This window comes from Maribacter algae (assembly GCF_047345745.1).
Lineage (GTDB): Bacteria > Bacteroidota > Bacteroidia > Flavobacteriales > Flavobacteriaceae > Maribacter.
This window is the reverse complement of sequence record NZ_JBLFES010000002.1, coordinates 709,293-733,330: the sequence shown is the minus strand read 5'-3', so window position 1 is coordinate 733,330 and position 24,038 is coordinate 709,293. Positions and strand designations below refer to the sequence as shown.

At 38.0% G+C, this 24,038-nt stretch carries 24 protein-coding genes and 1 other RNA gene; 16 read left to right on the top strand and 9 right to left on the bottom strand.

Translation table 11 applies throughout. The features are described 5' to 3' along the window. Positions 1-31 precede the first annotated feature (31 nt). On the top strand, positions 32-490 hold the full coding sequence (locus ACKWBX_RS10395; protein WP_413968612.1) for a GyrI-like domain-containing protein: 459 nt from the start codon (positions 32-34) through the stop codon (positions 488-490). Between the two features lie 5 nt (positions 491-495). Next, entirely contained in the window at positions 496-840 is a 345-nt protein-coding gene (locus ACKWBX_RS10390; protein ID WP_413968611.1) for a DUF1801 domain-containing protein, read from the top strand. 89 nt (positions 841-929) lie between these two features. On the opposite strand, the gene ACKWBX_RS10385 is transcribed toward ACKWBX_RS10390, so the two are convergent. Further along, entirely contained in the window at positions 930-1,454 is a 525-nt protein-coding gene (locus tag ACKWBX_RS10385) for a hypothetical protein (RefSeq protein ID WP_413968610.1), read from the bottom strand. 133 nt (positions 1,455-1,587) lie between these two features. On the opposite strand from ACKWBX_RS10385, the gene ACKWBX_RS10380 reads away from it, so the two are divergent. Then, entirely contained in the window at positions 1,588-2,631 is a 1,044-nt protein-coding gene (locus ACKWBX_RS10380) for a ThuA domain-containing protein (protein WP_413968609.1), read from the top strand. 146 nt (positions 2,632-2,777) lie between these two features. On the opposite strand, the gene ACKWBX_RS10375 is transcribed toward ACKWBX_RS10380, so the two are convergent. Further along, positions 2,778-3,245, bottom strand: a complete 468-nt coding sequence (locus ACKWBX_RS10375; RefSeq protein WP_413968608.1) for a nuclear transport factor 2 family protein — start codon at positions 3,243-3,245, stop codon at positions 2,778-2,780. A 123-nt stretch (positions 3,246-3,368) separates the two neighbouring features. Here ACKWBX_RS10375 and panB point away from each other — a divergent pair, with 123 nt between their 5' ends. From panB to ACKWBX_RS10350, 5 genes are all read left to right on the top strand, one after another. Next, the gene (gene panB / locus ACKWBX_RS10370; RefSeq protein ID WP_413968607.1) at positions 3,369-4,187 is read left to right on the top strand and encodes a 3-methyl-2-oxobutanoate hydroxymethyltransferase; all 819 of its coding nucleotides are present in this window, start codon (positions 3,369-3,371) and stop codon (positions 4,185-4,187) included. After that, complete coding sequence (gene lspA, locus ACKWBX_RS10365) at positions 4,188-4,685, top strand: signal peptidase II (RefSeq protein WP_413968606.1); 498 nt, start codon at positions 4,188-4,190, stop codon at positions 4,683-4,685. A 53-nt stretch (positions 4,686-4,738) separates the two neighbouring features. After that, a complete protein-coding gene (locus tag ACKWBX_RS10360; RefSeq protein ID WP_413968605.1) occupies positions 4,739-5,062 on the top strand; it encodes a four helix bundle protein in 324 nt (107 codons plus the stop codon). A 91-nt stretch (positions 5,063-5,153) separates the two neighbouring features. Beyond that, complete coding sequence (locus tag ACKWBX_RS10355; RefSeq protein ID WP_413968604.1) at positions 5,154-5,852, top strand: RluA family pseudouridine synthase; 699 nt, start codon at positions 5,154-5,156, stop codon at positions 5,850-5,852. Positions 5,853-5,885: 33 nt separating this feature from the next. Continuing rightward, the gene (locus tag ACKWBX_RS10350) at positions 5,886-6,404 is read left to right on the top strand and encodes a DUF4252 domain-containing protein (RefSeq protein WP_413968603.1); all 519 of its coding nucleotides are present in this window, start codon (positions 5,886-5,888) and stop codon (positions 6,402-6,404) included. Here ACKWBX_RS10350 and ACKWBX_RS10345 read toward each other — a convergent pair whose 3' ends face one another. Together ACKWBX_RS10345 and ACKWBX_RS10340 are read right to left on the bottom strand one after the other, a co-directional pair. Further along, positions 6,405-7,229 (bottom strand): DMT family transporter, encoded by an 825-nt coding sequence (locus ACKWBX_RS10345; protein WP_413968602.1) that lies wholly within the window; start codon positions 7,227-7,229, stop codon positions 6,405-6,407. Positions 7,230-7,293: 64 nt separating this feature from the next. Next, on the bottom strand, positions 7,294-8,838 hold the full coding sequence (locus ACKWBX_RS10340; RefSeq protein WP_413968601.1) for a hypothetical protein: 1,545 nt from the start codon (positions 8,836-8,838) through the stop codon (positions 7,294-7,296). A 145-nt stretch (positions 8,839-8,983) separates the two neighbouring features. On the opposite strand from ACKWBX_RS10340, the gene ACKWBX_RS10335 reads away from it, so the two are divergent. Then, positions 8,984-10,156: a 2-isopropylmalate synthase gene (locus ACKWBX_RS10335; protein ID WP_413968600.1), complete on the top strand. Its 1,173-nt coding sequence runs from the start codon at positions 8,984-8,986 to the stop codon at positions 10,154-10,156. Positions 10,157-10,159: 3 nt separating this feature from the next. Continuing rightward, positions 10,160-11,278: a 3-isopropylmalate dehydrogenase gene (leuB, locus tag ACKWBX_RS10330; RefSeq protein WP_413968599.1), complete on the top strand. Its 1,119-nt coding sequence runs from the start codon at positions 10,160-10,162 to the stop codon at positions 11,276-11,278. A gap of 9 nt (positions 11,279-11,287) precedes the next feature. Here leuB and ACKWBX_RS10325 read toward each other — a convergent pair whose 3' ends face one another. Then, a complete protein-coding gene (locus tag ACKWBX_RS10325) occupies positions 11,288-12,514 on the bottom strand; it encodes a peroxiredoxin family protein (RefSeq protein ID WP_413968598.1) in 1,227 nt (408 codons plus the stop codon). Positions 12,515-12,642: 128 nt separating this feature from the next. Between ACKWBX_RS10325 and pheT the strand changes: the two genes are divergently transcribed. Beyond that, positions 12,643-15,072, top strand: a complete 2,430-nt coding sequence (gene pheT, locus ACKWBX_RS10320; protein WP_413968597.1) for a phenylalanine--tRNA ligase subunit beta — start codon at positions 12,643-12,645, stop codon at positions 15,070-15,072. Between the two features lie 3 nt (positions 15,073-15,075). Here pheT and ACKWBX_RS10315 read toward each other — a convergent pair whose 3' ends face one another. Beyond that, a complete protein-coding gene (locus ACKWBX_RS10315) occupies positions 15,076-15,648 on the bottom strand; it encodes a fasciclin domain-containing protein (protein WP_413968596.1) in 573 nt (190 codons plus the stop codon). Positions 15,649-15,855: 207 nt separating this feature from the next. Here ACKWBX_RS10315 and ACKWBX_RS10310 point away from each other — a divergent pair, with 207 nt between their 5' ends. Continuing rightward, positions 15,856-16,578 (top strand): hypothetical protein, encoded by a 723-nt coding sequence (locus ACKWBX_RS10310; protein ID WP_413968595.1) that lies wholly within the window; start codon positions 15,856-15,858, stop codon positions 16,576-16,578. A 73-nt stretch (positions 16,579-16,651) separates the two neighbouring features. On the opposite strand, the gene ACKWBX_RS10305 is transcribed toward ACKWBX_RS10310, so the two are convergent. Continuing rightward, complete coding sequence (locus tag ACKWBX_RS10305) at positions 16,652-18,280, bottom strand: ABC-F family ATP-binding cassette domain-containing protein (RefSeq protein ID WP_413968594.1); 1,629 nt, start codon at positions 18,278-18,280, stop codon at positions 16,652-16,654. A 180-nt stretch (positions 18,281-18,460) separates the two neighbouring features. On the opposite strand from ACKWBX_RS10305, the gene ACKWBX_RS10300 reads away from it, so the two are divergent. Continuing rightward, positions 18,461-19,846 carry a transaldolase gene (locus tag ACKWBX_RS10300; protein ID WP_413968593.1) on the top strand — a complete coding sequence of 462 codons (1,386 nt, stop codon included), beginning with the start codon at positions 18,461-18,463 and terminating at the stop codon, positions 19,844-19,846. 5 nt (positions 19,847-19,851) lie between these two features. On the opposite strand, the gene ACKWBX_RS10295 is transcribed toward ACKWBX_RS10300, so the two are convergent. Both ACKWBX_RS10295 and ffs read right to left on the bottom strand, forming a co-directional pair. Further along, the gene (locus tag ACKWBX_RS10295) at positions 19,852-20,658 is read right to left on the bottom strand and encodes an SDR family oxidoreductase (protein ID WP_413968592.1); all 807 of its coding nucleotides are present in this window, start codon (positions 20,656-20,658) and stop codon (positions 19,852-19,854) included. Positions 20,659-20,750: 92 nt separating this feature from the next. Further along, an RNA gene (gene ffs / locus ACKWBX_RS10290) (signal recognition particle sRNA small type) lies at positions 20,751-20,849 on the bottom strand. A gap of 122 nt (positions 20,850-20,971) precedes the next feature. Here ffs and ACKWBX_RS10285 point away from each other — a divergent pair. The 3 genes from ACKWBX_RS10285 to ACKWBX_RS10275 are packed head-to-tail and all read left to right on the top strand — an operon-like array spanning position 20,972 to position 23,983. Then, positions 20,972-22,021, top strand: a complete 1,050-nt coding sequence (locus tag ACKWBX_RS10285) for a glutaminyl-peptide cyclotransferase (protein ID WP_413968591.1) — start codon at positions 20,972-20,974, stop codon at positions 22,019-22,021. 1 nt (position 22,022) lies between these two features. Beyond that, entirely contained in the window at positions 22,023-22,412 is a 390-nt protein-coding gene (locus tag ACKWBX_RS10280) for an acyl-CoA thioesterase (protein ID WP_413968590.1), read from the top strand. Positions 22,413-22,435: 23 nt separating this feature from the next. Beyond that, a complete protein-coding gene (locus ACKWBX_RS10275; protein ID WP_413968589.1) occupies positions 22,436-23,983 on the top strand; it encodes a hypothetical protein in 1,548 nt (515 codons plus the stop codon). Positions 23,984-24,038 lie beyond the last annotated feature (55 nt).

Genomic DNA, 24,038 nt, shown 5'->3' with positions numbered 1-24,038 from the left:
TTCGCTTTAGAATTTAAAAAAACATGATATTATGGAAACAATCAGAAAAGAAGCCTTTAAGGTTATAGGCCTTAAAGTAAGAACAACTAATGAAAATGGACAATCGGCAAACGATATTGGAAAATTATGGGAGAAATTTATGTCAGAAAATATTATAGCTAAAATTCCCAATAAAACAGATTTTTCAATATTTTCTATTTATACCAATTATGAAAATGACCACACCAAACCTTATGATACCATACTTGGTTGTCAAGTAAGCACGTTGGATGACATTCCCCATGGCATGATCGGTGCCGAATTTACCGCAGGGAACTATAAAAAATATGTAGCCAAAGGAAATCTTAAAGAAGGGTTGGTCTATAATGCATGGACGGAAATCTGGAGTGCTGATTTGAATAGAACATTTACCGCTGATTTTGAAGTTTATGGGGAAAAAGCCCAAGACCCGACCCATGCGGAAGTAGAAATTTTTGTTGGAATACAATAAGCTGCATGAAGCCAATAGACAACTTTTATTTCAACAAAGAAGAACCTATCAAAGGTTGTCTTTTGGCTTTAAAAGCTATTATCATGAATTACGATTCGGCATTTACGCCAAAATGGTATTATCGTCTGCCCTGTTTTATGTATAAAAATCAGATTTTCTGTTATTTATGGATAGACAAGAAAACACAGTCTCCATATATCGCCATTGGAAAAGGAGTTGAAATTGAGCATCCAGATTTAATTCAAGGGAAAAGAACATTTACAAAATTACTGATGATAGATCCCAACGAGGACATCCCGATTGAAAAAATCCATATCATATTTGACATGGCTATGAAACTGTACAATTGATAAAAAAGTATTTTTTAACTCTTAAGCTTTCAAAACACTTCTAACAGTAGGCGAGGATTAAAATCATTAAATGAGGGATAACTTTGGTTTCACTTGCTTCGCTCCCCCACCATTTGATCGTTTTTATTTTTAAAGAGTACATTAAAACTGGTCAGAGAGCCGTAAATGCGTGTAATATATTGCTGTAAATCTATCTTTTCCTGGTCTTCCAAATTTTTGCTACTGTTTATTTTCTGTTCCATTACCCGAATGCGATCGCGCACCATGACTATTTTATGAAAGAAAGTATCAATAGGCATTTCTTTATTCGCAAGGGCATCGGCCGGTTCTAAAATCAGTTTTCCACCGCGCCACTTATCGGCAATCGCTACTTTTTCATGGGTATCGCTCCATTTCTCCAAAATCTTCACCAATGAACTTTCCACATCAAAGAAGCTAACGGTATCCACATCGTTCTCTAAACCTTCAATCACCTCAAAATCGGCATCAATGGCAATGGTTTCCAATCCGCCATCAATGAACGTGACCCAATAGTGTTTTGAAGATACATTGGTCACAACTCCCTTTCCGTATTCGACATGATTTATTCTGGAGCCAATACCTAATAGTTTCATATTTCAAAATATAAGTTTACATTGCTAAAATATAATCTGTATCGGGTATCTGCAAGAGTTGGGTATCAATTTGCAAATTGAAAAAACTACCGATATATTTTATACCTTATCACTATAGAAATTACGATTTAGCATGAAGAAATCAATTTTAGCGCTTGCCTTTTGTTTATTGGTATTGGCTTGCGGGGAGAAAAAGAAGGAAATAGCAAAAATGGAACCGGTAGCCAAGATGAAAGTTCTTCTTTTGGACGGTCAGAACAATCACTACATATGGCCAAAAACCACACAGATGATGAAGGACTATCTAGAACAGACCGGAATGTTCGAGGTGGATGTTCACCGGATGGATTCTATCTGGTTAGGCTTTAAGTACAATAAGGCGAGACCCATGCCGCACGAAGGGTATCTGGAAAAATATTCTTTGAAAAACGGTAATGATGTCTACACGAAAGAGCCCGTAAAAAGTTCTGACTTCTCGATGGATTTTAGTCCATATAATCTGGTCGTATCCAATTTGGGCGAACAAGCGGCGAACTGGCCAGAAGAAACACAAAAGAGTTTTGAGAACTATATGAAAAAAGGCGGAGGACTTGTAGTCGTACATGCTGCCAACAATTCTTTCGGCCAATGGGAAGAATACAATAAAATGATCGGTTTAGGAGCTTGGGGCGGACGGAATGCTGAATCCGGACCCTATGCCTATTATAATGATAAAGGGGAACTGGTCGTAGACGATTCCGAAGGCATGTGCGGTTCACACGGAAAGGAATATGAGTTTGAGATTACTACAAGAGCGCCAGAACATCCTATCATGAAGGGTATTCCTGAAAAATGGTTACACACACAGGACGAAATGTACGAGCGTATGCGAGGCCCTTTTGAGAATGCCATTATTTTGGCTACGGCCTTTGCTGCGGTAGATGTAAACGGACCACCATGGGATACCGATGTGAAAGGAACAGGGCAACACGTACCGATGCTCATGGCAATTGAATATGGAAAAGGAAAGGTTTTTCACACTACTCTAGGCCATTTTGACTATTCGCAAGAATGTGTCGGTTTTATTACCACTTTGCAGCGCGGGGCGGAATGGGCCGCCACGGGAGCGGTTACGCAAGAAATTCCAACAGATTTCCCGACTGCTGACAAGACTTCTTCCAGGGCTTGGAGTAAGTAAATAAATATTGTTCTCAATTCGGGTGGAGTCGAGAATCTTATCAAACCATTATGGAATCATCTCGACTCCGTACGATATAGCAAAATATTGAAGACGCTATTTTTAAGAAGCCTTCTTTGGTTATTTAAACAATAGTTTCTACTCCGTTATTCTGTTTTAGGTTCGCATCCTTCCCTCCTACGTGTATCGATTAGATAAATGATTTTCCAATCGTTTTCTTCTTTGAACAATTGAAAGGAATTCACGCCGCAATGATGGAAAGTTTCATTTAGCCAAAATTCATAGGGCGTCCAAGCATTGGCCATGGCACCATCTACCTGTATGGAATAATCCAGAATGCGTTCTTGAAAAGCAACGGAATCAGGAATACTGGTGATCGACTTGATTAAATCTTCAAAGTTTTCAGTACGGATGTTTTGTTTTCCTTCCCGGTTTTTTCCAATTGTCTGTAAAATCACGTCTTTATCCACTATATCTTTCATGGCCTCTGCATCCTGAGCGTGAAAAGCATCAAAAAACGTTTCAATAGTTTTCTGAATCTTGGACTGTTCTGCGGTTTGAGCCGAGGTAATGTTTATGAATATTAGCAAACAAATAGTATGTAGCATTCTCATAGATCTGTTTTTTGATTTCCCTTAAAAGTAAAATATTCTTTAGTTTGTTCCTAACCCCACATCTCTAAACCGAGCTATAAATCTCATTAAAACTCCTTACTTTAGCCTCATTAAAACAAACATATGTCTACCGCGAAAAAAGAGTATAAAAGAATTACCGTAAAGTCCTTGGTGGACATGAAAAGGCAGGGCGAGAAAATTTCCATGCTCACGGCATATGATTATTCCATGGCCAAAATTGTGGACGCGGCCAATGTGGACGTGATACTTGTAGGCGATTCTGCCAGTAACGTCATGGCCGGTCATGAAACAACACTGCCCATAACGTTGGATCAAATGATATATCATGCAACTTCCGTTATCAGGGCCATTGACAGGGCTTTGGTGGTGGTAGATATTCCTTTTGGAAGCTATCAGAGCGATCCTAAAGAAGCATTGCGTTCAGCCATAAGAATCATGAAAGAAAGTGGGGCGCATGCCGTAAAGGTTGAAGGCGGTGCTGAAATAAAGGAATCCGTAAAACGCATATTGGCGGCCGGAATTCCCGTGATGGGACATTTGGGCTTAACACCACAATCCATTTACAAATTTGGCACTTATACGGTCAGGGCCAAGGAAGAAGCGGAAGCGGATAAACTAATGGAAGATGCTTTGCTACTTGAAAAATTAGGCTGTTTTGGGGTAGTACTAGAGAAAATCCCGGCACAGCTCACCAAAAAAGTATCGGAAAGTCTTACCATCCCGACCATTGGTATTGGTGGCGGTAAATATGCAGATGGTCAAGTTCTGGTAATACATGACCTTTTAGGGATGACCCATGAGTTCAATCCTCGATTTTTACGCAGATACATGAATTTGTACGAAGAGATGGGAAATGCTATTTCCAGCTATGTAAAAGATGTAAAAAGTCAAGATTTTCCTAATGACGAAGAACAATACTAAATGAAGAAAAATTTGGTAGGGTATCGTTTTTATATTCTAGCGTTGGTATTTCTCAATGTGGGGTGCGACCAAATTTCAAAAGATGTGGTACGGAAACATGTGGCGGAAAGAGATTTTATTCAAATCATTGATAATCACTTTATTCTGACCAATATAGAAAATACAGGGGCCATGCTTGGCTTTGGCCAAGACTTCCCTCCTATCCTGAAAATGCTATTATTACAAGGTTTACCGCTACTTGTGCTGCTCATCTTGCTCTATAGACTTCTAACAAAAACTAATCTTGATTCATTTTTGGCGTTGGCCTTTGCTTTTGTTATTGGTGGAGGGCTAGGAAATTTAATCGACCGTATTGTTTATGGCTCGGTAACCGATTTTTTTCAGATACGTATCGGTTTTTTTAAAACTGGCATCTTCAATATGGCCGATGTTGCGGTCACGGTTGGGGTTTTGCTGATTTTGGGATTGAGTCTTAGAAAAAAGAAGTTTGCTTTTTGAGGGGATATATGATTGTCGGACCTTTTGATAATTGGATTATTAGAGAATCATTTATGGCGCATAGATTTAAAGATTTGGAAATTTGGAAACAAAGCAGGGAATTTTGTTCTATTATTTATACAATGACTTCCTGTTTTCCTGATTCAGAAAAATTTGTGATTTCAAATCAGTTGAGAAGAGCTTCAGTTTCTGTTCCATCAAATATTGCGGAAGGTTCTTCAAGAAAATCAAATAAGGATTTTAGCAGATTTCTTCAAATAGCTATTGGTTCTATGTATGAAATTGAGACGCAATTACTTATCTCAAATGATTTGGCTTCGTCAATGAGAAAGAACTTGAAATCTTATTGGACAAACTTCAATCTATTGTTAGAATGACCTTTAAATTCAAATCAACCTTAAACTAAAAATCAATAATCCGGCCAATCCAAGAATCCAATGATCTAATATTCCAATTAATCGAGACCTTTTGCCTAAAAACCAACATTCCAATGCCAATAATCTTGAAGTCCTGTACGAGGACAATCATATTATTGTTGTGAATAAACGTCCAGGCGATATCGTGCAGGGCGATAAAACGGGAGACAAGCCGTTAAGCGAAGTGACCAAAGCATACCTGAAAAAAAAATACAATAAACCGGGAAATGTGTATTTAGGGGTTGTACATCGGTTGGATAGGCCCACTTCGGGTATAGTTTTATTTGCGAAGACCTCAAAAGCTTTACCTAGATTAAATAAATTATTTGCAGCGAAAGAAGCTCAAAAAACGTATTGGGCCGTAGTAAAGAACAAGCCCGACACCGATTATGGAACGCTTACGCATTGGCTGAAACGAAACCCAAAACAAAACAAGTCCTACGCACACAAAAATGAGGTTCTCGATAGTAAAAAAGCAATTTTGGACTATCGTATTTTAAAAAAGCTTGACCGTTATTTTTTGTTGGAAATAGATTTAAAAACGGGAAGGCACCATCAAATTCGTTCGCAGTTGTCAGCTATTGGTTGTACCATAAAGGGCGATTTAAAATATGGTTTTGACCGAAGCAATAAAGATGGCAGTATTCACTTACATGCCCGAAAACTCAGTTTTATCCATCCTGTAAAAAAGGAACCTATACAAATCATCGCTTCTCCACCAAATGACCCTATATGGAACGCTTGTTATTAATTTTTGTATTTTCAGAAATAAAAATATAGCACCATGAAATATCTGCCATTAGCCTTTTTGACACTGTTATTGACTTCTTGTGGAAGTTATAATTCCATAGATACTTTTTACAACGCGCACAAGAACGATAATCAGGTTACGGCAGTACGCGTACCGCAATTCATGCTCACCTTAATTAGCGGTGTTTCTCCGGAAATGCAATCCTTGATCGGGAATACGAAAGATTTAAGGTATATGCAATTTCCTAGTGCCACACCTACAAGAACTCAATTTTTGAACAAACAGATGAACGGGATCACGGGCAATTCCTTTATTGAGGTATATCGTAAGAATGATGAATTAAAGCGAAACATAGTCTCCATCAGGGAAAAACGCGATGTAGTAAAGGAAATCCTTATCTATAACAACAATGCCGAAACGGGTTCTTTTCTCTATTTCAATGGCAACTTTGACCCCGTAAAGGTGCGGGAATTGGCAAAAAACAATCAATTTGAAAATTTGGGAACCGATTTTCTCAATCAATATACACCCGGCATTGCTCCAATGCAATAGTCAAGCTTTGCCACTTTTCTTTTTTGAACGAATACTTTCGATAACAACAGATGCCAAAATAAGCGTTCCTCCTAAAATAGTGGTCAATTCCGGTATTTCCGATAAAAAGAGTGCCCCGATAACGATACCGTAAACGGGTTGTACACTGCTCAAAATACTTACGGTGGTGATACTAAAATGTTTAAAAGTCATCAAAAAGAGCGTATGTCCTATTGCAGTTGTCAAAATGGCCAAAGCGAGAATGCCTTTCCATTGATGTAAAACCAAATCGATTTCAATCGTAAAAAAAGAAGGTAACAGTATAAGTGTGATGATGCCTGTTTGATATACCATTAGCATAGAGCCATGATAGTAAACTGCTCTTACTTTTAAGATTAAATTGCGAAGTGCGTAACAAAGAGCCGAAAAAATACCGATAGCTATAGCGAGTGTATACGAGTTGGAAAAATCCAGTTCCGGGCTTAAAAGATATATACCGGCCAAAACCAAACCTCCTAAAAGCAAATGGATTTTCTGAAGTTTCGTTTTTAAGAGCAATGGCTCCAAAAATGCCGTCAGTACAGGATAGGTAAACAAAGACAACATACCAATAGCTACGTTGGACCATTTTAGGGCATAGAAATAGGTGACCCAATGTAATCCCATTAAAAAACCGCTCAAAATCACCATGGGGGCATCATTGCGGGCAACGTTCAAGGAAATTCCTTTCCATTTACAGTACAGGAACAGGATTAAAAAAGCTATGAATGCCCTAGCACCAATGGTTACCGGTACAGGGAGGTCTACATAACGTCCCAATGCACCTGAGGTACTAATAAAAATCATTGCTAGATTTAACTCTAGCAAATGAGATAGATGGTTGCTCTTCATGGATGTTTCGGTGGTATGCCTAACGGGTCAAGGCCATTGCTTTTTTACGAATAATCTGGGAAACCGGTTTGTTTTGCAAATGACTTTCCAACCAAGAAATAATATCCAAATACAGGAAAGCCCTTTTTTCATATGGGTGGTCCTCATACTTCTTTAATTCATTATAAAGCTTTTGAAACTCGGCATTCAACTGATTAGGATAGATGTTGCCTAAATTGCGAAGGAATTTTATCATTTCTTTCTGCACCTCGTGCATATCGTTCATCTTCAATAGGAATTTGTAGGTACTTTTAAGCTGGACTTCCAAATGATAGTCCATACCGGCCTCATAATGGGCTACCAAGCTGAGGACCCTCGCAAAACACATTAAATCCTCCCGCATTTTTAAATTCTTATTATCGATAATTTTTTTGAGGTAAGCAATACAGGTTTTGTTATCTCCTATTCCAAAATACAAACAGGCAATTTTATAATACAGGACCATTACGTGATGCTCATCTATACGGTCCTTGTGTTTATTGATTCCATACTCGATAATCCGCACTAAATAAAGTCCCTTTTCAAAAGTCCCTTCCAAAAAGTGAAGGTTTAGTTTATTCGCATTTACATAAATGAATGCCAATGAGTTTATATTATCATTACTTGGGAAGTTTTTATCCTTTAAAACTGTTTCAAGTTTTTCAAGTGTTTCTTTGAATTGAGAGCTATATTTAACATAGAATAAGGATTCTAGCAAATAATGATTTCCTTTTAAAAAGAATACGGGATTCAAGTAAATCATCTCTTTGTTATCATAGAATAGATCTACCCATTTGCTTGAATATTTATAAGCCGACAGGAAATCCTGTGTCAAGAAACTATACCATAAATGGGCTTTATAAAGCCATAATTTTTCCCTGAAACCCAAATCTTCGATTTTGTACTTGGGCAAGTGTGCATCAAAGTATTGTTTAATCTTTTGGTAGTCGGCATCGTTCCGTGCATAGCCCACTTTGAGCATAATTCCGTAAAGTTGCAAGGAAAGATTGGAAAGCTTGCTGGTCATGACATTATGCCCAGAAAGTTCTTTGGCCTGGACGGCCAGTTCATCGGCCCGATCTGGAATGCTTCGCGTTATATATTGGGTTTCAATAATTTTCTCCAATTCTACAATTTCGTAAGCAATATTTTTCTCCTCATTTTCAATCGCGGTAGACTTCGCTTTATCCAAGATTTTAAGGCTTTGTTTATAAAGCCCTTTTTGATATAATATGGTAGCAAAATCCAATTGCTCCCGTATTTGCACACGAATGTTCTGGTTTACCGGATTCAATCTAAGGCTTACCAATATCTGCTTGTACAGGTGTGCCTTGAGGTTCGAAAGCTGGGCTTTTTTAACGATGCCACTCTCCAAAATAACCTTTTCATCATATCTTTTTATTTTATCCAAAAGATTGAAAAGCGCTAAAAATTTCGCATCGGTATTTACCCCTAATCGACCCACGTACAATTTGAATTGTCGTTTTTCTGATTTTGAAAGTGATTTCACCAAAACGAACAAAGCGTCTTTATGGGCATTTGTCATCGTAAAAAAAAGAGTTTAAGTAATTGTTTATCAATATTTTAAATACTAAAAAAAGTGACTTACCATTGTAATTTTCGTAACAAAATTTCAGTGTTTTGTGTTATTGATTTTATATTCGTTAATAGAGCTAAACTAAGGAAATATCATGAGTAAAGATATAGTACAAATTTTTGACACCACCCTAAGAGATGGCGAACAAGTTCCTGGCTGTAAACTGGACATGGAACAGAAATTGGTAATCGCGGAACGTCTGGAGGAACTTGGCGTGAATATAATAGAGGCAGGTTTTCCCATATCTAGCCCAGGAGATTTTAAATCTGTCGATAGTATTTCCAAATTAATAAAAAAAACAACCGTCTGTGGACTCACCAGAGCAGTTGAAAAAGATATTAAAGTGGCTGCAGAAGCATTGCAGCATGCTAAAAGGCCTAGAATACATACGGGTCTGGGCACTTCTGAGTCACATATAAAATTTAAGTTCAATTCCAATCAAGATGCTATCATAGAACGTGCGGTCAAGGCCGTTTCCTACGCCAAAAGCTTTGTTGAAGATGTTGAATTTTTTGCGGAAGATGCCGGGAGGACCGAGAACGAATTTTTAGCGCGTATTTGCGAGGCAGTTATTAAAGCGGGCGCAACGGTACTGAACATACCGGACACAACGGGGTATTGTCTTCCTGAAGAATACGGTTCCAAGATAAAATACTTGAAGGAAAATGTTACGGGAATAGATAAGGCCGTTTTATCCTGCCATTGTCACAATGACCTTGGATTGGCTACGGCAAATTCGATTGCCGGGGCAGTGAATGGTGCCAGACAGATAGAATGCACCATTAACGGAATCGGGGAAAGAGCCGGAAACACTTCTTTGGAGGAAGTCGTGATGGTAATGCGCCAACATCCTACCTTGAACATTGATACAACGGTCAATAGTCGGTTACTTTTTGATACGAGCCGAATGGTTTCCCAAAAAATGGGGGTAGTCGTGCAACCCAATAAAGCTATTGTAGGGGCCAATGCCTTTGCCCACAGCTCAGGGATACATCAAGATGGTGTTATAAAGAACAGGGAAACATATGAAATTATTGACCCCGCAGATGTTGGGGTAAACGAATCCTCTATTGTGCTTACCGCAAGAAGTGGAAGAGCGGCATTGGCTTACCGTGCAAAAATTGTTGGATATGAGTTGACAAAGACTCAATTGGACGATGTGTATGACGAGTTCTTGAAATTTGCGGATACCCGAAAAGAAGTATTGGATGCAGACATCCATCAAATTGTGGAAACCAGCAAGGCAGACTTGCAAAGCGTAGGATAACATATGCAATTAACCATTGCCATTTTAGGTGGAGACGGTATAGGACCAGAGGTCGTTGAACAATCCATAAAATGTTTACGTTCGGTAGAGGAAACATTCGGTCATAGCTTTACATTTAAAAAGGCCCCGTTGGGGGCCGATGCCTTAAAAAAGACCGGAACCCCATTACCCAAAAAAACATTGGAAATTTGCAAAGCATCGGATGCCATCCTTTTTGGTGCGCTGGGCGCTCCCGAATTTGACCAAAATCCAAAAACGGAAGTTTGGCCCGAGCAAGGACTATTAAAGTTGCGACAAGAATTAGAGCTGTTCGCCAATATTAGACCGGTAAAAGTTTTTCCATCTCTCGTAAAGCAATCCCCTATTCCAAAAGCAACTGTTCAAGGCACAGACCTGGTAATTTATAGGGAACTCTCCGCCGGAATCTACTATGGCGAAAAATTCAGAAACGAAGAAACCAATTCGGCAACCGATATTTGCACTTATTCTGAGAAAGAAATCAGCAGAATAACACATTTGGCCTTTAAGGCGGCTAAAGGGCGAAGAAAAAAAGTAACGTTGGTAGATAAGGCCAACGTACTGGAAACCTCAAGGTTGTGGCGTAGAGTGGTCCAAACCATTGCACAAAGTTATCCTGAGGTAACATTGAACTGTATGTTCGTTGATAATGCGGCCGTTCAAATGATTCTTGCGCCCAAACAATTTGATGTCATCTTGACCGATAATATGTTTGGTGACATTCTTTCCGACCAGGGTAGCGTAATTGCAGGGTCTATTGGGCTTTTACCTTCCGCTTCCATTGGTGTAGAGAATGCCATGTTTGAACCTATTCACGGTTCCTTTTCAGAAGCGAAAGGGAAAAATATTGCGAATCCCGTGGCCTCTATCCTGAGTGTGGCCATGTTGTTGGAACATTTTAAGATGAAAGAAGAATCGGATGCTGTTGTAGCGGCCGTACTAAAATCGTTTTCCAAAAAAATCGTTACTCCGGATATCATGGGAAGCAGTAAATATGGAACCGATTATGTGGGCGATTTTATTGCGGACAATATTATGGAGTTGGATGGTAGTTTTAATATAAATGATGAAAACATCGGGTTAGGCAAGTCCACCATTATTTGAACTATAGATTTATTCTGCCAATAACTGCTTTACAAAATCATCAAATTCTCCTTTAAACTCAGTGTACTTGTCCCCCGTGGCAGGACCATTAAAACCCGTATGTATTTTTCTAATGGTTCCTTTTTTATCGATAAAAATAGTAGTAGGATAAGAAAGGATATGGTTTAACATAGGTAATTTTTGTTGCGCCATTTTTTTATCGGACGTACCGTATTGCGCCAATAAAATAGGATATTTAACTCCAACGCTTTCTTTTAACCTGTTAATACTTTTAAAGGCCAACGCGCTGGTTTTTGCATATTCAAAAGCCAATCCAATCACTTTTAAATCTTCATTCTGGTTCTCATTAAGGTACGTTGATAAAAACTTGGTTTCATCAAGACAATTTGGACACCAAGTGCCCATAATCTGTACAATGACCACTTTGTCCTTAAACTGCTCATCCGAAAGGGTAATGGTTGTTGATGGCGAATCAGGGAAAGTAAATTCCAATTTTTTATAGCCTTCTTTGATAAAAGTCAATGAGTCTGGACTGGGCAATTCATAGGTTTCGTTCCGTTTTCCAACAAAAGGTTCCTTGGAATGGTTGCCCGAATAGAAATTACCGTTCAATATGGAATCCGTAGCCTTAGCGGTGAACACAAAAGCATGAGCCCCATCAAACGCGGAAATTTTCAAGGAATCTTCATCAACAACCCCTTCCAAATATCTGTAATCGCCAGTCGTGGTTCTAAACGTTCCTGTTACCTTATCTTCGTTCTGAATAAAAATTCCCTTTCCCATGTAGCTATCGGGAGTACTGGGATTAAACTCCGTTTCCCAGACCCCGGAAATATTGGTGTTGCTGGGCTTTGTATCATTAAATCTCTCGGTTATGCCAAATTCCGCTTCGAACGGCACTACTCTATCAAGGCTTTCCTTTATGAATTCTCCTTTAATATTTTCCGATGTGAAAGTTCCAGCGATATACCCCTCGAAAACAGGAGTTTTAATAATAATTGAGTCCCCCAATATCGAAATCTCATCCACTTTGATGATTTCCTCCGCATTATAAATTTCCAATAGATAGCTCCCTTCTTCGTTTTGATCAACCTTAAAGTTAAATGGGAGTATTGCATTATCCATGGCCAATAACCTAGCCTGCCATATACCTTCTTTAAGTTGAGGTGATTTATCTTCCTGCTTACAGGAGAAAAATATCAAAATCAAACCAATAAAAAGAAGAAGATTTTTCATACTATAAAAATTTATGAATGTCGAAATAACAATTAATATGTCAGATTAAAAAATTAATACAAAAGGAAGTGCACCTTATAGCATGTCTTACGGCATTGTTTTATCTTTACCAGCTTTAAAACCGACTAATGAATATTTCTTTCAACTGGCTCAAACAGTTTATAAACATTGATTGGGATTCCCAAAAAACCGGAGAATTACTTACCGATTTAGGACTTGAAGTTGAGGGCATTACCCCCTTTCAATCTATCAAAGGTGGGTTGGAAGGCGTAGTGGTAGGGCATGTCCTAGAATGTGGGCAGCATCCCAACGCAGATAGACTAAAGCTCACGAAGGTCGATATCGGACAAACCGAACCGGTGCAAATCGTGTGCGGTGCTCCCAATGTACAGAAAGGACAGAAAGTTCCCGTAGCCACCATTGGGACCACGCTGTATACCGAAAAAGGAGAAGCCTGGACTATAAAAAAAGGAAAGATACGTGGAGAGGAAAGCCATGGAATGATCTGTGCCGAAGATGAATTAGGTCTTGGTAAAAGTCATGATGGGATTATGGTCTTGGATGACCAACTGGAACCCGGTACTCCCTGCGCTGAGGTTTTTAAGGTAGAAAACGACGAGGTTTTTGAAATAGGATTAACGCCCAACAGGGCTGATGCCATGAGCCATTTTGGGGTGGCACGGGACCTCAAGGCCGGACTCAACCAAAAAGAGATAACCAAAGAACTCATTACACCTTCTACAAGCCATTTTAATGTAGACAATAGGTCTTTGAAGATTGATGTAGATGTGTTGGATAATAAATTGGCCCCTAGATATTGTGGGGTTACGTTGAGTAATCTCATCGTGCAACCTTCACCGGATTGGCTTAAAAACAGGTTGAACGCTATTGGAATAACTCCAAAAAATAATGTTGTGGATGCCACAAACTATGTATTGCACGAGTTAGGGCAACCATTGCACGCTTTTGATGCAAATAAAATAAAGGGCGGTAAGGTCATTGTTAAAACAATGCCCAAAGGAACCAAATTTATCACTTTGGACGAAGTGGAACGAGAGCTTCACGAAGAAGATCTAATGATTTGCGATTCCGAAAAACCAATGTGTATTGCCGGTGTTTTTGGTGGGCTTCACTCTGGAGTGACGGAACACACTACCGCTATCTTCTTGGAAAGTGCTTATTTTGATTCTGTTTCCATACGTAAAAGTGCGAAAAGGCATGGATTGAATACCGATGCCTCTTTCCGATTTGAGCGTGGTATAGACATTGAGAATGTTGAATATGCATTGAAACGAGCGGCTTTATTGATCAAGGAAATTGCAGGAGGCGATATCACTTCGGATATTGTGGACCTATATTCCAATAAAAAAGCAAATTTTGAAGTCTTCCTCCCTTTTGAAAAAATCCATAAACTCATTGGCCAAGATATTCCACAAGATACCATAAAGTCCATTCTTGCTTCTTTGGACATAAAGGTGAAAAATGTCACGGAATCCGGAATGGGGTTGGAAGTACCTTCCTATCGTGTGGACGTTCAAAGACCAGTTGATGTTATCGAGGAAATTTTGAGGGTATACGGGTACAACAATATTCTATTTGGCGAAAAACTGAATGCCTCAACTGCTTCTACCAGCCGTTTTGAAGATCACAAAGTTCAATCTATCATCGGGGACCTACTGGCCGCCAAAGGATATTACGAAATCTTGACCAACAGCCTTACTTCACCAGAGTATGAAAAGTTATTAGATGACGCAAACGATGGAGAAAACTTGGTCCAAATGTTGAATCCATTGAGTGGTGATTTATCTGTATTGCGGAAAAATTCCGTGTTTTCAGCATTACAAACAGCTGCACACAACATCAATAGAAAAAGGCAAAATTTAAAACTTTTTGAATTTGGAAAGACCTATAGTCAAATCCAAGGGAATAGAAGTGAACAAAAATATTTAAGTCTACTATTAAGTGGAAATACTTCGGAGCCAAATTGGACGAATCCATCAGGGAAAACGAATTTCTTTCAATTAAAATCCAGTGTGGAGACCGTGCTTCAAAGATTAGGATTTTCCTCGTTGAACAATATTCCAAGTAATAATTCTATTTTCTCTGAAGGGTTAACACTAGTCGCCAATAAGGATGAACTTGTAAGCCTTGGAGTTGTTAAAAAATCTATCTTAAAACATTTTGACATCAAACAGGAGGTACTGTTCGCAAATTTTAATTGGGATATCATATTGGCTCAACTCCCAAAGAAAAGTATCATTTTTGAAGAAATACCCAAGTATCCTGAGGTAAAGAGGGATTTTGCATTGTTGCTCGATGAGCAAACAGATTTTAAGGAAGTTTATGATTTAGCCTTCAGAACAGAAAGAAAACTACTGAACCAAGTTAATCTTTTCGATGTTTATCAAGGAAAAAATCTTCCAAAAGGCAAAAAATCTTATGCGGTTAGCTTTACACTACAAGATGTAAAAAATACATTAACGGATAAGCAGATAGATAAAATCATGTCCAAACTTGAAAACAGCTTTAAGCGCGATTTAAATGCTGAACTACGCTGACCACTAAATACTTGTGGGAAAGAAGACCTTATCAATTTCATGGATAACTCCATTACTTTGATTTGAATCCGCAGTAGTTATTCTTGCTTTGTTCCCTTTACTATCGGTCAAAATAATATCTATACCGTTCATTGTAGCGGTAAGCGTTTCGCCATGCACAGTAGTAAATGTAGTTTTACCATTACCCCTGCACATATTCCTTAATATTGTGGATGCGGATAGTTTTCCGGCAACAATGTGATAAGACATTATCGCCTTTAACTTTTTCTTATTTTTTGGGTCTAATAAATGTTTAATGGTAATCTTAGAGAGTTTGGAAAAAGCAACATCTGAGGGGGCGAAAACAGTGAATTCACCATCATACTCCAAAACCTCGTCCAAATCAGACGCTTTCAAGGCGGCCAAAAGCGTATGATGCCTTGGCGATCGTTCGGCATTCGTCAATATGGATTTCTCAGGATCCATAACGTACGTAGAAACTTTTTCTAGTTTAAGAGCTGTTGCATTTTCTTGAGCGGCGCAAACTAATGTGAAGAACGCCAAGCAAAAAGACACGGGGGATGTCCATTTATTCATTACAAAGTAGGCTTTTTGGGTAAAATTTAATAATCGATGAAAGGTTCACTTTCATCGTCAATATACAATCAAAGTGTGAATCAGACTAAATTATATTAAGCATTTAACTAAATTTAACAATAAATTAACATTTTTAAAGGTTAAACAGAATTTCAATTCAAATCAATTATTAAGTAACTTTGAAATAATTGCTAAAAAAGAAAAAAAATGTTGCTACCCAAAACTAATATTCAGGATAAACTGGATTTAGAAAGGTCCAAAAACAAGAATCTAGAATCGGAAACGCTTGCACAAGTATTTAAAATCCTCGAAAAGGATGAATTTCATAGAGCGCGAATTGGTAATGAGATACTTGCCTCCAAGGAAATGCCAGAAAACGATTTTATCTTTGACTTATTGGACTCCTCCAAAATCTTTCATATTAACGATATCAAAAACATCTGTATAGATTATCGTCTCCGCTTTTTAAATTCAAAATACTTTAAAGGTGAGATACCAACAGAGGTCATCTCAAAAATAAAATCACTTGAAAAATCGCATAATACACAATTAAAAGGCTTCAAAATAATAGCTCCCTCTAAATTGTTCAAATTGGAGGACAAAGATGATCCCCTATTATTTGCGCCAATCGGTAACGGATATTTTTATTTGATACATCAATGGGGCAACGATTTACATCCGTTGCGTAAAATATTAATGTGGCCCTTTAAAAATGTGGTCAATTTGGGGTTGGTCGTACTACTGATAAGTTTTTTACTTACTCTTTTGGTCCCTGAAGGGTTGTTCTCCAAATCCAGTTCCGCTACGGAATTTTGGATTATCTATTTTTTTATGTTTAAATGTTTGGCCTCAGTAGTTATCTTTTATGGTTTCGCGTTGGGCAAAAATTTCAACCCGGCCATATGGAACAGTAAATATTTTAACGCCTAGAATTTTCTGTCGGTTTAAAATAGATAGCATAGAATCCAACAAAAACGTTTCCTGAATGGAATTATTAAGTCACTTAAGCAGTGACAGCGTACATTTTATTGCGTTGTTCCTTTAAACTCTTGTCCGACATGTATTCATCAAATGTGGCATAGCGGTCTATATTGCCATTAGGTGTGAGTTCTATAATTCTATTGGCTACTGTTTGTGCAAATTCATGATCATGCGTAGTGAACAGTACCGTTCCTTTAAAGTTTTTAAGGGAATTATTAAAAGCTGTGATACTCTCCAAATCCAAATGATTGGTCGGTTCATCCAGCATGAGTACGTTGGCACGCATCATCATCATTCTACTGAGCATACACCTTACTTTTTCACCACCGGAAAGCACAGTACATTTTTTTAAGGCTTCCTCGCCGCTGAACAACATTTTACCCAGAAATCCTCTGATGTAAACTTCTTCTCGCTCTTCTTCGGTTTTGGCCCATTGGCGCAACCAATCTACCAAATTAATATTTTGGGTAAAATACTCTGAATTATCTGCCGGCAAGTAGGACTCTGTGGTCGTCACTCCCCATTGAAATTTACCTTTATCGGCCTTTTTATTTCCATTGATAATCTCGTAAAAAGCAGAAGTAGCCCTGGAATCCCTTGATATTACAGCTATTTTATCCCCTTTTGCTAAATTGATATTGATGTTGTCAAAAAGCAACTCATTATCTTCCGTTGAAGCGGAAAGCCCCTCTACGTTCAGAATTTGATCGCCAGCTTCCCGTTCCCTATCGAATATGATTGCGGGATATCTTCTACTGGAAGGTTTTATATCATCTATTTTTAGCTTGGAAAGCATTTTTTTCCTTGAAGTTGCCTGTTTACTCTTCGCTACGTTTGCACTAAAGCGCATAATAAACTCTTGTAGCTCCTTTGCTTTTTCCTCTGCCTTTTTATTCTGTTGTGCCCTTTGCCTTGCCGCTAGCTGGCTACTTTCGTACCAAAACGTATAATTACCGGAATACAGATTTAATTTACCAAAATCTATATCGCCTATATGGGTACAAACGGTGTCCAAGAAATGTCTATCATGTGAGACTACGATTACGGTGTTTTCATAATCTGCCAAGAAATTTTCCAGCCAACTTATGGTTTCGTAATCCAAATCGTTCGTAGGCTCATCCATAATCAGAACGTCGGGATTTCCGAACAATGCTTGGGCCAAAAGTACCCGGACCTTAAGTTTAGAATCCATTTCGGACATTAAGGTGTAGTGCAAATCTTCATTGATTCCTAAGTTGGATAGTAATGCAGCTGCGTTGCTATCCGCGTTCCAACCGTTCATTTCTTCGAACTGTACTTGTAACTCCCCTATCCTGTCCGCATTTTCATCGCTGTAATCGGCGTATAACGCATCTATTTCTTTCTTTATCTCGTAAAGCGGTTTGTTTCCCATAACAACGGCCTCCAAAACGGTAAAATCATCGGAAGCATTGTGATTTTGCTCTAGGATGGACATACGCTTTCCCGGTTCCAAATGAACATGACCTGAAGTTGGGTCTATTTGGCCGGAAAGAATTTTTAGAAATGTAGATTTTCCCGCACCGTTGGCCCCTATAATTCCATAACAATTACCCTGTGTAAAGGAAACATTGACTTCATCAAAAAGAACTCGTTTTCCAAACTGTACGGATAAATTAGATACTGAAAGCATTTGAATTTTGTTTAAAATCGCTGCAAAAGTACTGAAAATAACACCTTCTACAAACTAACCTTGCCCCTTACCGACTTTAACAGACCGTATAGCGTAACATCCTATTATTTAACGCCCTATTAACAGCATCGCCCCTTTGTGTTATTTATTTTTGAGTACAAAATGTTGCCCAATTGGTGTATGAATAAAATTTTACCTTTTGTACTTTTAATAATTTTTACTGGCTGTAGTCCTTCTTCCGAAAAGACCGACACAATCTATTTTGCAGGAGAAATTGTTAATCCTACCAGTGAAAATGTACTTCTTTTCAAAGGAAACAAAGTAGTTGATTCCGCTCAACTAGACGGAAATAACCGTTTTTCATTCAAATTGGACAATTTGGAGAACGGACTCTATCATTTTAATCATGCTCCTGAATATCAATATGTATACCTTGAAAAAGGAGATAGCCTTCTATTGCGCTTAAATACTTCCGATTTTGATGAATCACTTGTTTTTTCAGGCACCAATGAGGAAATAAACAATTTCTTGTTGGAACTTTTTCTCGCAAACGAAGAGGAAGAACTAGACATGTACCGCACCTATTATAATTTGGAAGCGGAAGCGTTTTCAGACCAGATAAATTTATTGCGTATTTCAAAACTGAAAGACCTTGACAATCTTAAATTGGAGTCGGATTTTTCTGAAGAGGCCTATAACATGGCAAAAGCCAGTATTAATTATACATATTATAGGTATTCTGAAGTATATCCTTTTGAGCACAAAAGAAAGTTACGGGAAACGGTATTACATGAATTGCCCAAGGATTTTTATGGGTATCGCAAGAACATCAGCTATGACAATAAATCCTTGAACTACCTTAGGCCTTATTATGATTTTATGAAATCCCACTTGGGAAATCTTTCTTATATGACGTGTTCTGAAAATTGTGGTATCAAAGGAAAGGTAGTTAAAAATCAATTGCATTTTAATCAGCATAAACTACAGGTAATAGATAGTTTGGTCGTGGAAAAAGAGCTCCGGGACAATTTGTTCAGAAATGTAGCTTTTAATTATTTGTTAAAAGAACATGATGCTCCGGAAAATAACAAAATGTTTATTGAAAACTTTCAAAAAGTCTCGGAGAACAACATGCATATTGAAGAGATAGAGAACCTTTATAACGGCATACGCAACATACAGCCCAAAAAACCTTTGCCCAATGTAAAAGTCATATCCCTGGATGGACAAAATCTTTCTTTGGCCGAGATAGCAAAAAACAAAAATGTAATTTTTTACTTTTGGTCAGCTACTGACAAAAATCATTATAAAAATATTTTTAAGCGTGCCGCCGAGCTACAAAGTGGAAAGACCGATTACGAGTTGATAGGCATTAATATTAGAACAGAACCCAAGAACTGGAAAGGTTTGGTGCAAACCTATGGATTGGATCCCAATAAACAATTCCGCGCTACCAATTTTGAAGAGCTTTCTGAAAAATTAGTGCTTTATCCCATGAACAAATGTATTATTGCCAAAGATACTTTGATAGTGGATGCATTTTCCAACATTTATGATACGCTGTAAAATTGTCAACGGGTGTGGTTGTCCAATAACTTTTCAAACCATTTCCCCGGCAAAACACCCTTTAAGAATATAGAAAATCGTTGTAATGTTGAGCCTACTGTATAATGTACTTTAGGACTTTTTTGCTTTACTATATAATGAATCTTCTTTGCGACTTCAATAGGGTCTCCCCCATTATCGACATCAGTATCAATAGATTTAAGCGTTTTTGCATAATTATCCTTGTAAACCGAAACTTTTTCTAAAGGTGCATGATAGCGCCCGGCTGCAATATTTGTAGCAAAATCGCCCGGAGCTAAAGTCGTGAAATGTATGCCGAACGTTTTCGTTTCTAAACGCAAGGTTTCCGTGATGGTTCCCAGTGCCCCTTTTGTAGCGGAGTAAATGCCTCTGTAGGGAAGTCCCATATAGCCTGCAATGGAAGTTATATTTATGACCAATCCACTTTTTTGTCGCCGCATTTGGGGCAAAACCGCCTTTATGACATGCAAAGGCCCGTTGAAATTAGTGTCAAAAGCCTTTAAAATCTCTAAATGGGGAGTTTCTTCCAAAGGTCCAGTAATACCTACTCCGGCATTGTTTATTAATACATCCAATCGATTTTCGGTTCTTAGTAGCTCGTTAATCGCTAAAGTGATGGTATCCGGTTTACAAACATCCATTTCCAACAAAGGAAAAGCATCAAAGTCAGGATATTTGAGCTTGTCACGAGTAGTCCCGTAAACAATATATCCCTTATCGGTTAGATAAATACCAATGGCTTTCCCTAAACCAGAAGAACCGCCCGTAATGAGAACAACTTTACTTTTCATTGACTATACAAAATAACAAATTAGGGAGATATGCCTTTTGTTTTGAGAAATTTAAAAAGAAAAACGCTTTTTACTTGATTTTAGGGTACAAAAAAAGGCAAGCTACCTACATCGCACCGCTACAACCATATACCCTTGCTGCGTTCCCACCCTGGGGGATTCTACAGGAGCTGGTCGTGTAGGACTTGCCGGATGCAAATATACAACCTTTTAAAAATTTCACAATCCTTTTCTACTTCCTAATTTTAGGTTTAAATTGCCTTCAATATTGCGGAAAAATCTCGCCCAACTTTTTATTGAAAAAATGAATAGTATGAAATTACTGGTTTCTGGTTTGCTACTGGTATTCCTTGTTTCCTGCGGAAGTGGAAATCAAAACCCATCGGCCTTATTTGATATTCTTTTGGAAGACAATAAAAATCAATTCAAAAATAATGATTTAGTAAACGTCTCCATCCAAAATAAAAAGGATAAAGTGATAGATGCTATTCGTTTTAGTATTGACGGCGACCCTATTGTATACGAAAATGACAAATTAAGCCTTAGATCAACCAAGTTAGGAGAAAAAATACTGAAGGCCAGCATTTCTTATGATGACAATACTGTAGAAATAGAGAAGAAAATTAAAATTTTTTCGGAAAAAGCCCCAGAAATCTATACTTATAAAATCCTGAACGAATATCCACACGATACAAATTCATATACGCAAGGCCTGGAATTTTATAATGATACCTTATATGAAGGAACCGGAAAAAAAGGGCGTTCCTATTTGAGAAAATTGGACTTCAAAACCGGTGAAGTCTTTGAACAAGTTGACTTGGACAAAACCTATTTTGGAGAGGGAATTACTATTTTAAACGATAAAATTTACCAGCTCACTTGGCAAAGTGGTATTGGTTTTGTTTATGATTTAGCAAGCTTTAAGAAATTGGATAATTTTCAGTATGGTAAAAGTAAGGAAGGATGGGGATTGACTAACGACGGTAAAAATTTATTGAAGAGTGATGGAACCGAAAAAATATGGACCTTAAATCCAGAAACACTTGTTGAGGAAGATTATATCCAGACCGTTACCAATAGCAGGATAATAGAAAGGGCCAATGAGCTTGAATATGTAGACGGGGAAATTTATGCCAACACGTATCAAAAAGTGGCCAGTATTCTCATTATTAATGCGGAAAGTGGCGCTATTGAAGGAGTAGTCAATTTTGGGGGACTAAGTGATAAGGTGACCAAAACGGATAAATGGGTAGCGAGCGATAATGTCTTGAACGGTATAGCCTATCACCCAACAAGGAAAACTTTTTTTGTTACCGGAAAAGATTGGGACAAACTTTTCGAAGTGGAAATCTATAAAAAATAAGATGCCCCACTACGAAAAAGAAATTACTGTAACATTAGATGATCTGGATGATTTAAACCATGTAAATAATGTGCGCTATGTACAATGGATTCAAGATATTTCAAAAGAACATTGGAAGGCAAAAGCTCCCGAGAGTATTCAGGATGAAGTAGTTTGGGTGGTATTAACGCATCACATCGAATATAAATCTGCCGCCGTTTTACATGATACAATCCATATTAAAACGCATATTGAAAGTTCAAAAGGGGCCAAATCGATTAGAATCGTAGAAATGTTTCATTCCAAAACAAATACCCTGATTTTACGTTCAAGTACTGAATGGTGTCTTTTGAATAAAGTCACTTTAAAACCCATGCGTATTTCGGAAAATATTCAAGAAATATTCGCTTAATAAATGGCATCAAAAATCTAGTTTTGAAATTAAAAGTTCCTATTCTTTTTCTTTTTTCCGTGGTAATCTTCTGGGGAAGTTCTTGCCGAAAAAATTTTGAGTACGCCCCGAGTGCCGGAAATCTTTCCTTCTCACAGGACACTGTTTTTTTGGATACCATTTTTAGCAACATTGGCAGCAGCACTTATTCCTTTAAGGTCTACAATAATACCAAAGATGATGTGCTGATTCCTTCTATCCGGCTGAGGAATGGGAACAGTAGTTCCTACAGATTAAATGTAGATGGCGCCGCGGGAAAAGAATTCAGTAATATTTCAATAAATGCCGAAGACAGCCTCTTTGTATTTGTGGAAACAACCGTAAATCTAGATGCTACCGATACTGTTTCTTTGTTGTATACCGATGCGGTACAGTTTGATTCCGGTACTGATGAGCAGAATGTTGAACTGGTAACACTAGTGCAGGATGCGGTTTTTTTATTTCCTGCTACAAATCAGGATGGGACCAAAGAAACCATTCTTTTGGATTCGGACGATGGTGGAAATCAAATCCGGGTTCAGGGCTTTGTACTTACTGAAGACCAACTAAGTTTTACCAATGAAAAGCCTTATGTAATTTATGGTTTTGCGGTAGTCCCCGATGGCCAGGAATTAGTGATAGAACCTGGTGCAAGAGTCCATTTTCATAAGGATTCCGGTCTTTTGATTAGGAACGGAGCGAAAATAACCATAAACGGAGCTTTGAGCGAAAATCAAGAAACTTTAGAGAATGAGGTGATTTTTGAAGGAGACCGGTTAGAATCCACATTTGCAACTATTCCAGGACAATGGACCGCTGTTTACATTCAACGCGGTAGTGTTGGTAATCAAATTTCCTATTTAACCCTGAAAAATGCGAATATTGGCATTTTAGTTGAAGGTGATGAAGATTTGACCACACCAACCCTTACTATTGAGAACAGCCAAATTTACAACAGTACCAATCATAACCTGTGGGCGAGAAATGCTTTTGTAGAAGCGAAAAACCTAGTACTGGGGAACTCAGGCAGTTCTTCGTTATATTGTAATCTTGGTGGCAATTACTCTTTTGTGCATTGCACGATCGCCAATTACTGGAATACGGATTTTAGAACTGTACCGGCATTGCAAATTGATAACTTTCAAAAGTTATCAAATGGGAATGAAGTATCCAGTGATCTGATCAACGCTGAATTTAAGAATTGTATTATCGCTGGCAATAATCAGTTAGAATTATTATTGAAAACGAATGGGACCAATAGCTTTAATTATGAATTTCGCAACTGTATGATACAATTTGATGACATACAAGATTCATTTTCGGACGATGCATTATACGACTTCGATACCAACCCACCATACGAAGCTATTCTGTTAAACGGAAATACTGAATTTTTTAACGTAAATCAGAACGATTTTCGAATCGCTTTAAGCTCGGATGCAACGAATGTGGGGAATCCCGATTTTGCTATTGAAGTTCCTGTTGACATCATAGGTATGGATAGAACAACACAGACGGATTTAGGTGCTTTCCAAGCCGCAGACAAAAATTAAGCCTTTATTCGTTTTCGCATATGAAGGATTTTTCTTTCAAATTAACTGATTTTGA

Coding starts and splice junctions, on each gene's coding strand:
- ACKWBX_RS10315 (WP_413968596.1), bottom strand. CDS start 15,648: ATGAATAAATGGACATCCCCCGTGTCTTTTTGCTTGGCGTTCTTCACA.
- ACKWBX_RS10395 (WP_413968612.1), top strand. CDS start 32: ATGGAAACAATCAGAAAAGAAGCCTTTAAGGTTATAGGCCTTAAAGTA.
- ACKWBX_RS10345 (WP_413968602.1), bottom strand. CDS start 7,229: ATGATTTTTATTAGTACCTCAGGTGCATTGGGACGTTATGTAGACCTC.
- pheT (WP_413968597.1), top strand. CDS start 12,643: ATGAATATTTCTTTCAACTGGCTCAAACAGTTTATAAACATTGATTGG.
- ACKWBX_RS10380 (WP_413968609.1), top strand. CDS start 1,588: ATGAAGAAATCAATTTTAGCGCTTGCCTTTTGTTTATTGGTATTGGCT.
- ACKWBX_RS10325 (WP_413968598.1), bottom strand. CDS start 12,514: ATGAAAAATCTTCTTCTTTTTATTGGTTTGATTTTGATATTTTTCTCC.
- ACKWBX_RS10385 (WP_413968610.1), bottom strand. CDS start 1,454: ATGAAACTATTAGGTATTGGCTCCAGAATAAATCATGTCGAATACGGA.
- ACKWBX_RS10335 (WP_413968600.1), top strand. CDS start 8,984: ATGAGTAAAGATATAGTACAAATTTTTGACACCACCCTAAGAGATGGC.
- ACKWBX_RS10300 (WP_413968593.1), top strand. CDS start 18,461: ATGAATAAAATTTTACCTTTTGTACTTTTAATAATTTTTACTGGCTGT.
- ACKWBX_RS10340 (WP_413968601.1), bottom strand. CDS start 8,838: ATGACAAATGCCCATAAAGACGCTTTGTTCGTTTTGGTGAAATCACTT.
- ACKWBX_RS10305 (WP_413968594.1), bottom strand. CDS start 18,280: ATGCTTTCAGTATCTAATTTATCCGTACAGTTTGGAAAACGAGTTCTT.
- ACKWBX_RS10295 (WP_413968592.1), bottom strand. CDS start 20,658: ATGAAAAGTAAAGTTGTTCTCATTACGGGCGGTTCTTCTGGTTTAGGG.
- ACKWBX_RS10375 (WP_413968608.1), bottom strand. CDS start 3,245: ATGAGAATGCTACATACTATTTGTTTGCTAATATTCATAAACATTACC.
- ACKWBX_RS10390 (WP_413968611.1), top strand. CDS start 496: ATGAAGCCAATAGACAACTTTTATTTCAACAAAGAAGAACCTATCAAA.
- leuB (WP_413968599.1), top strand. CDS start 10,160: ATGCAATTAACCATTGCCATTTTAGGTGGAGACGGTATAGGACCAGAG.
- ACKWBX_RS10360 (WP_413968605.1), top strand. CDS start 4,739: ATGGCGCATAGATTTAAAGATTTGGAAATTTGGAAACAAAGCAGGGAA.
- panB (WP_413968607.1), top strand. CDS start 3,369: ATGTCTACCGCGAAAAAAGAGTATAAAAGAATTACCGTAAAGTCCTTG.
- ACKWBX_RS10350 (WP_413968603.1), top strand. CDS start 5,886: ATGAAATATCTGCCATTAGCCTTTTTGACACTGTTATTGACTTCTTGT.
- lspA (WP_413968606.1), top strand. CDS start 4,188: ATGAAGAAAAATTTGGTAGGGTATCGTTTTTATATTCTAGCGTTGGTA.
- ACKWBX_RS10280 (WP_413968590.1), top strand. CDS start 22,023: ATGCCCCACTACGAAAAAGAAATTACTGTAACATTAGATGATCTGGAT.
- ACKWBX_RS10310 (WP_413968595.1), top strand. CDS start 15,856: ATGTTGCTACCCAAAACTAATATTCAGGATAAACTGGATTTAGAAAGG.
- ACKWBX_RS10285 (WP_413968591.1), top strand. CDS start 20,972: ATGAAATTACTGGTTTCTGGTTTGCTACTGGTATTCCTTGTTTCCTGC.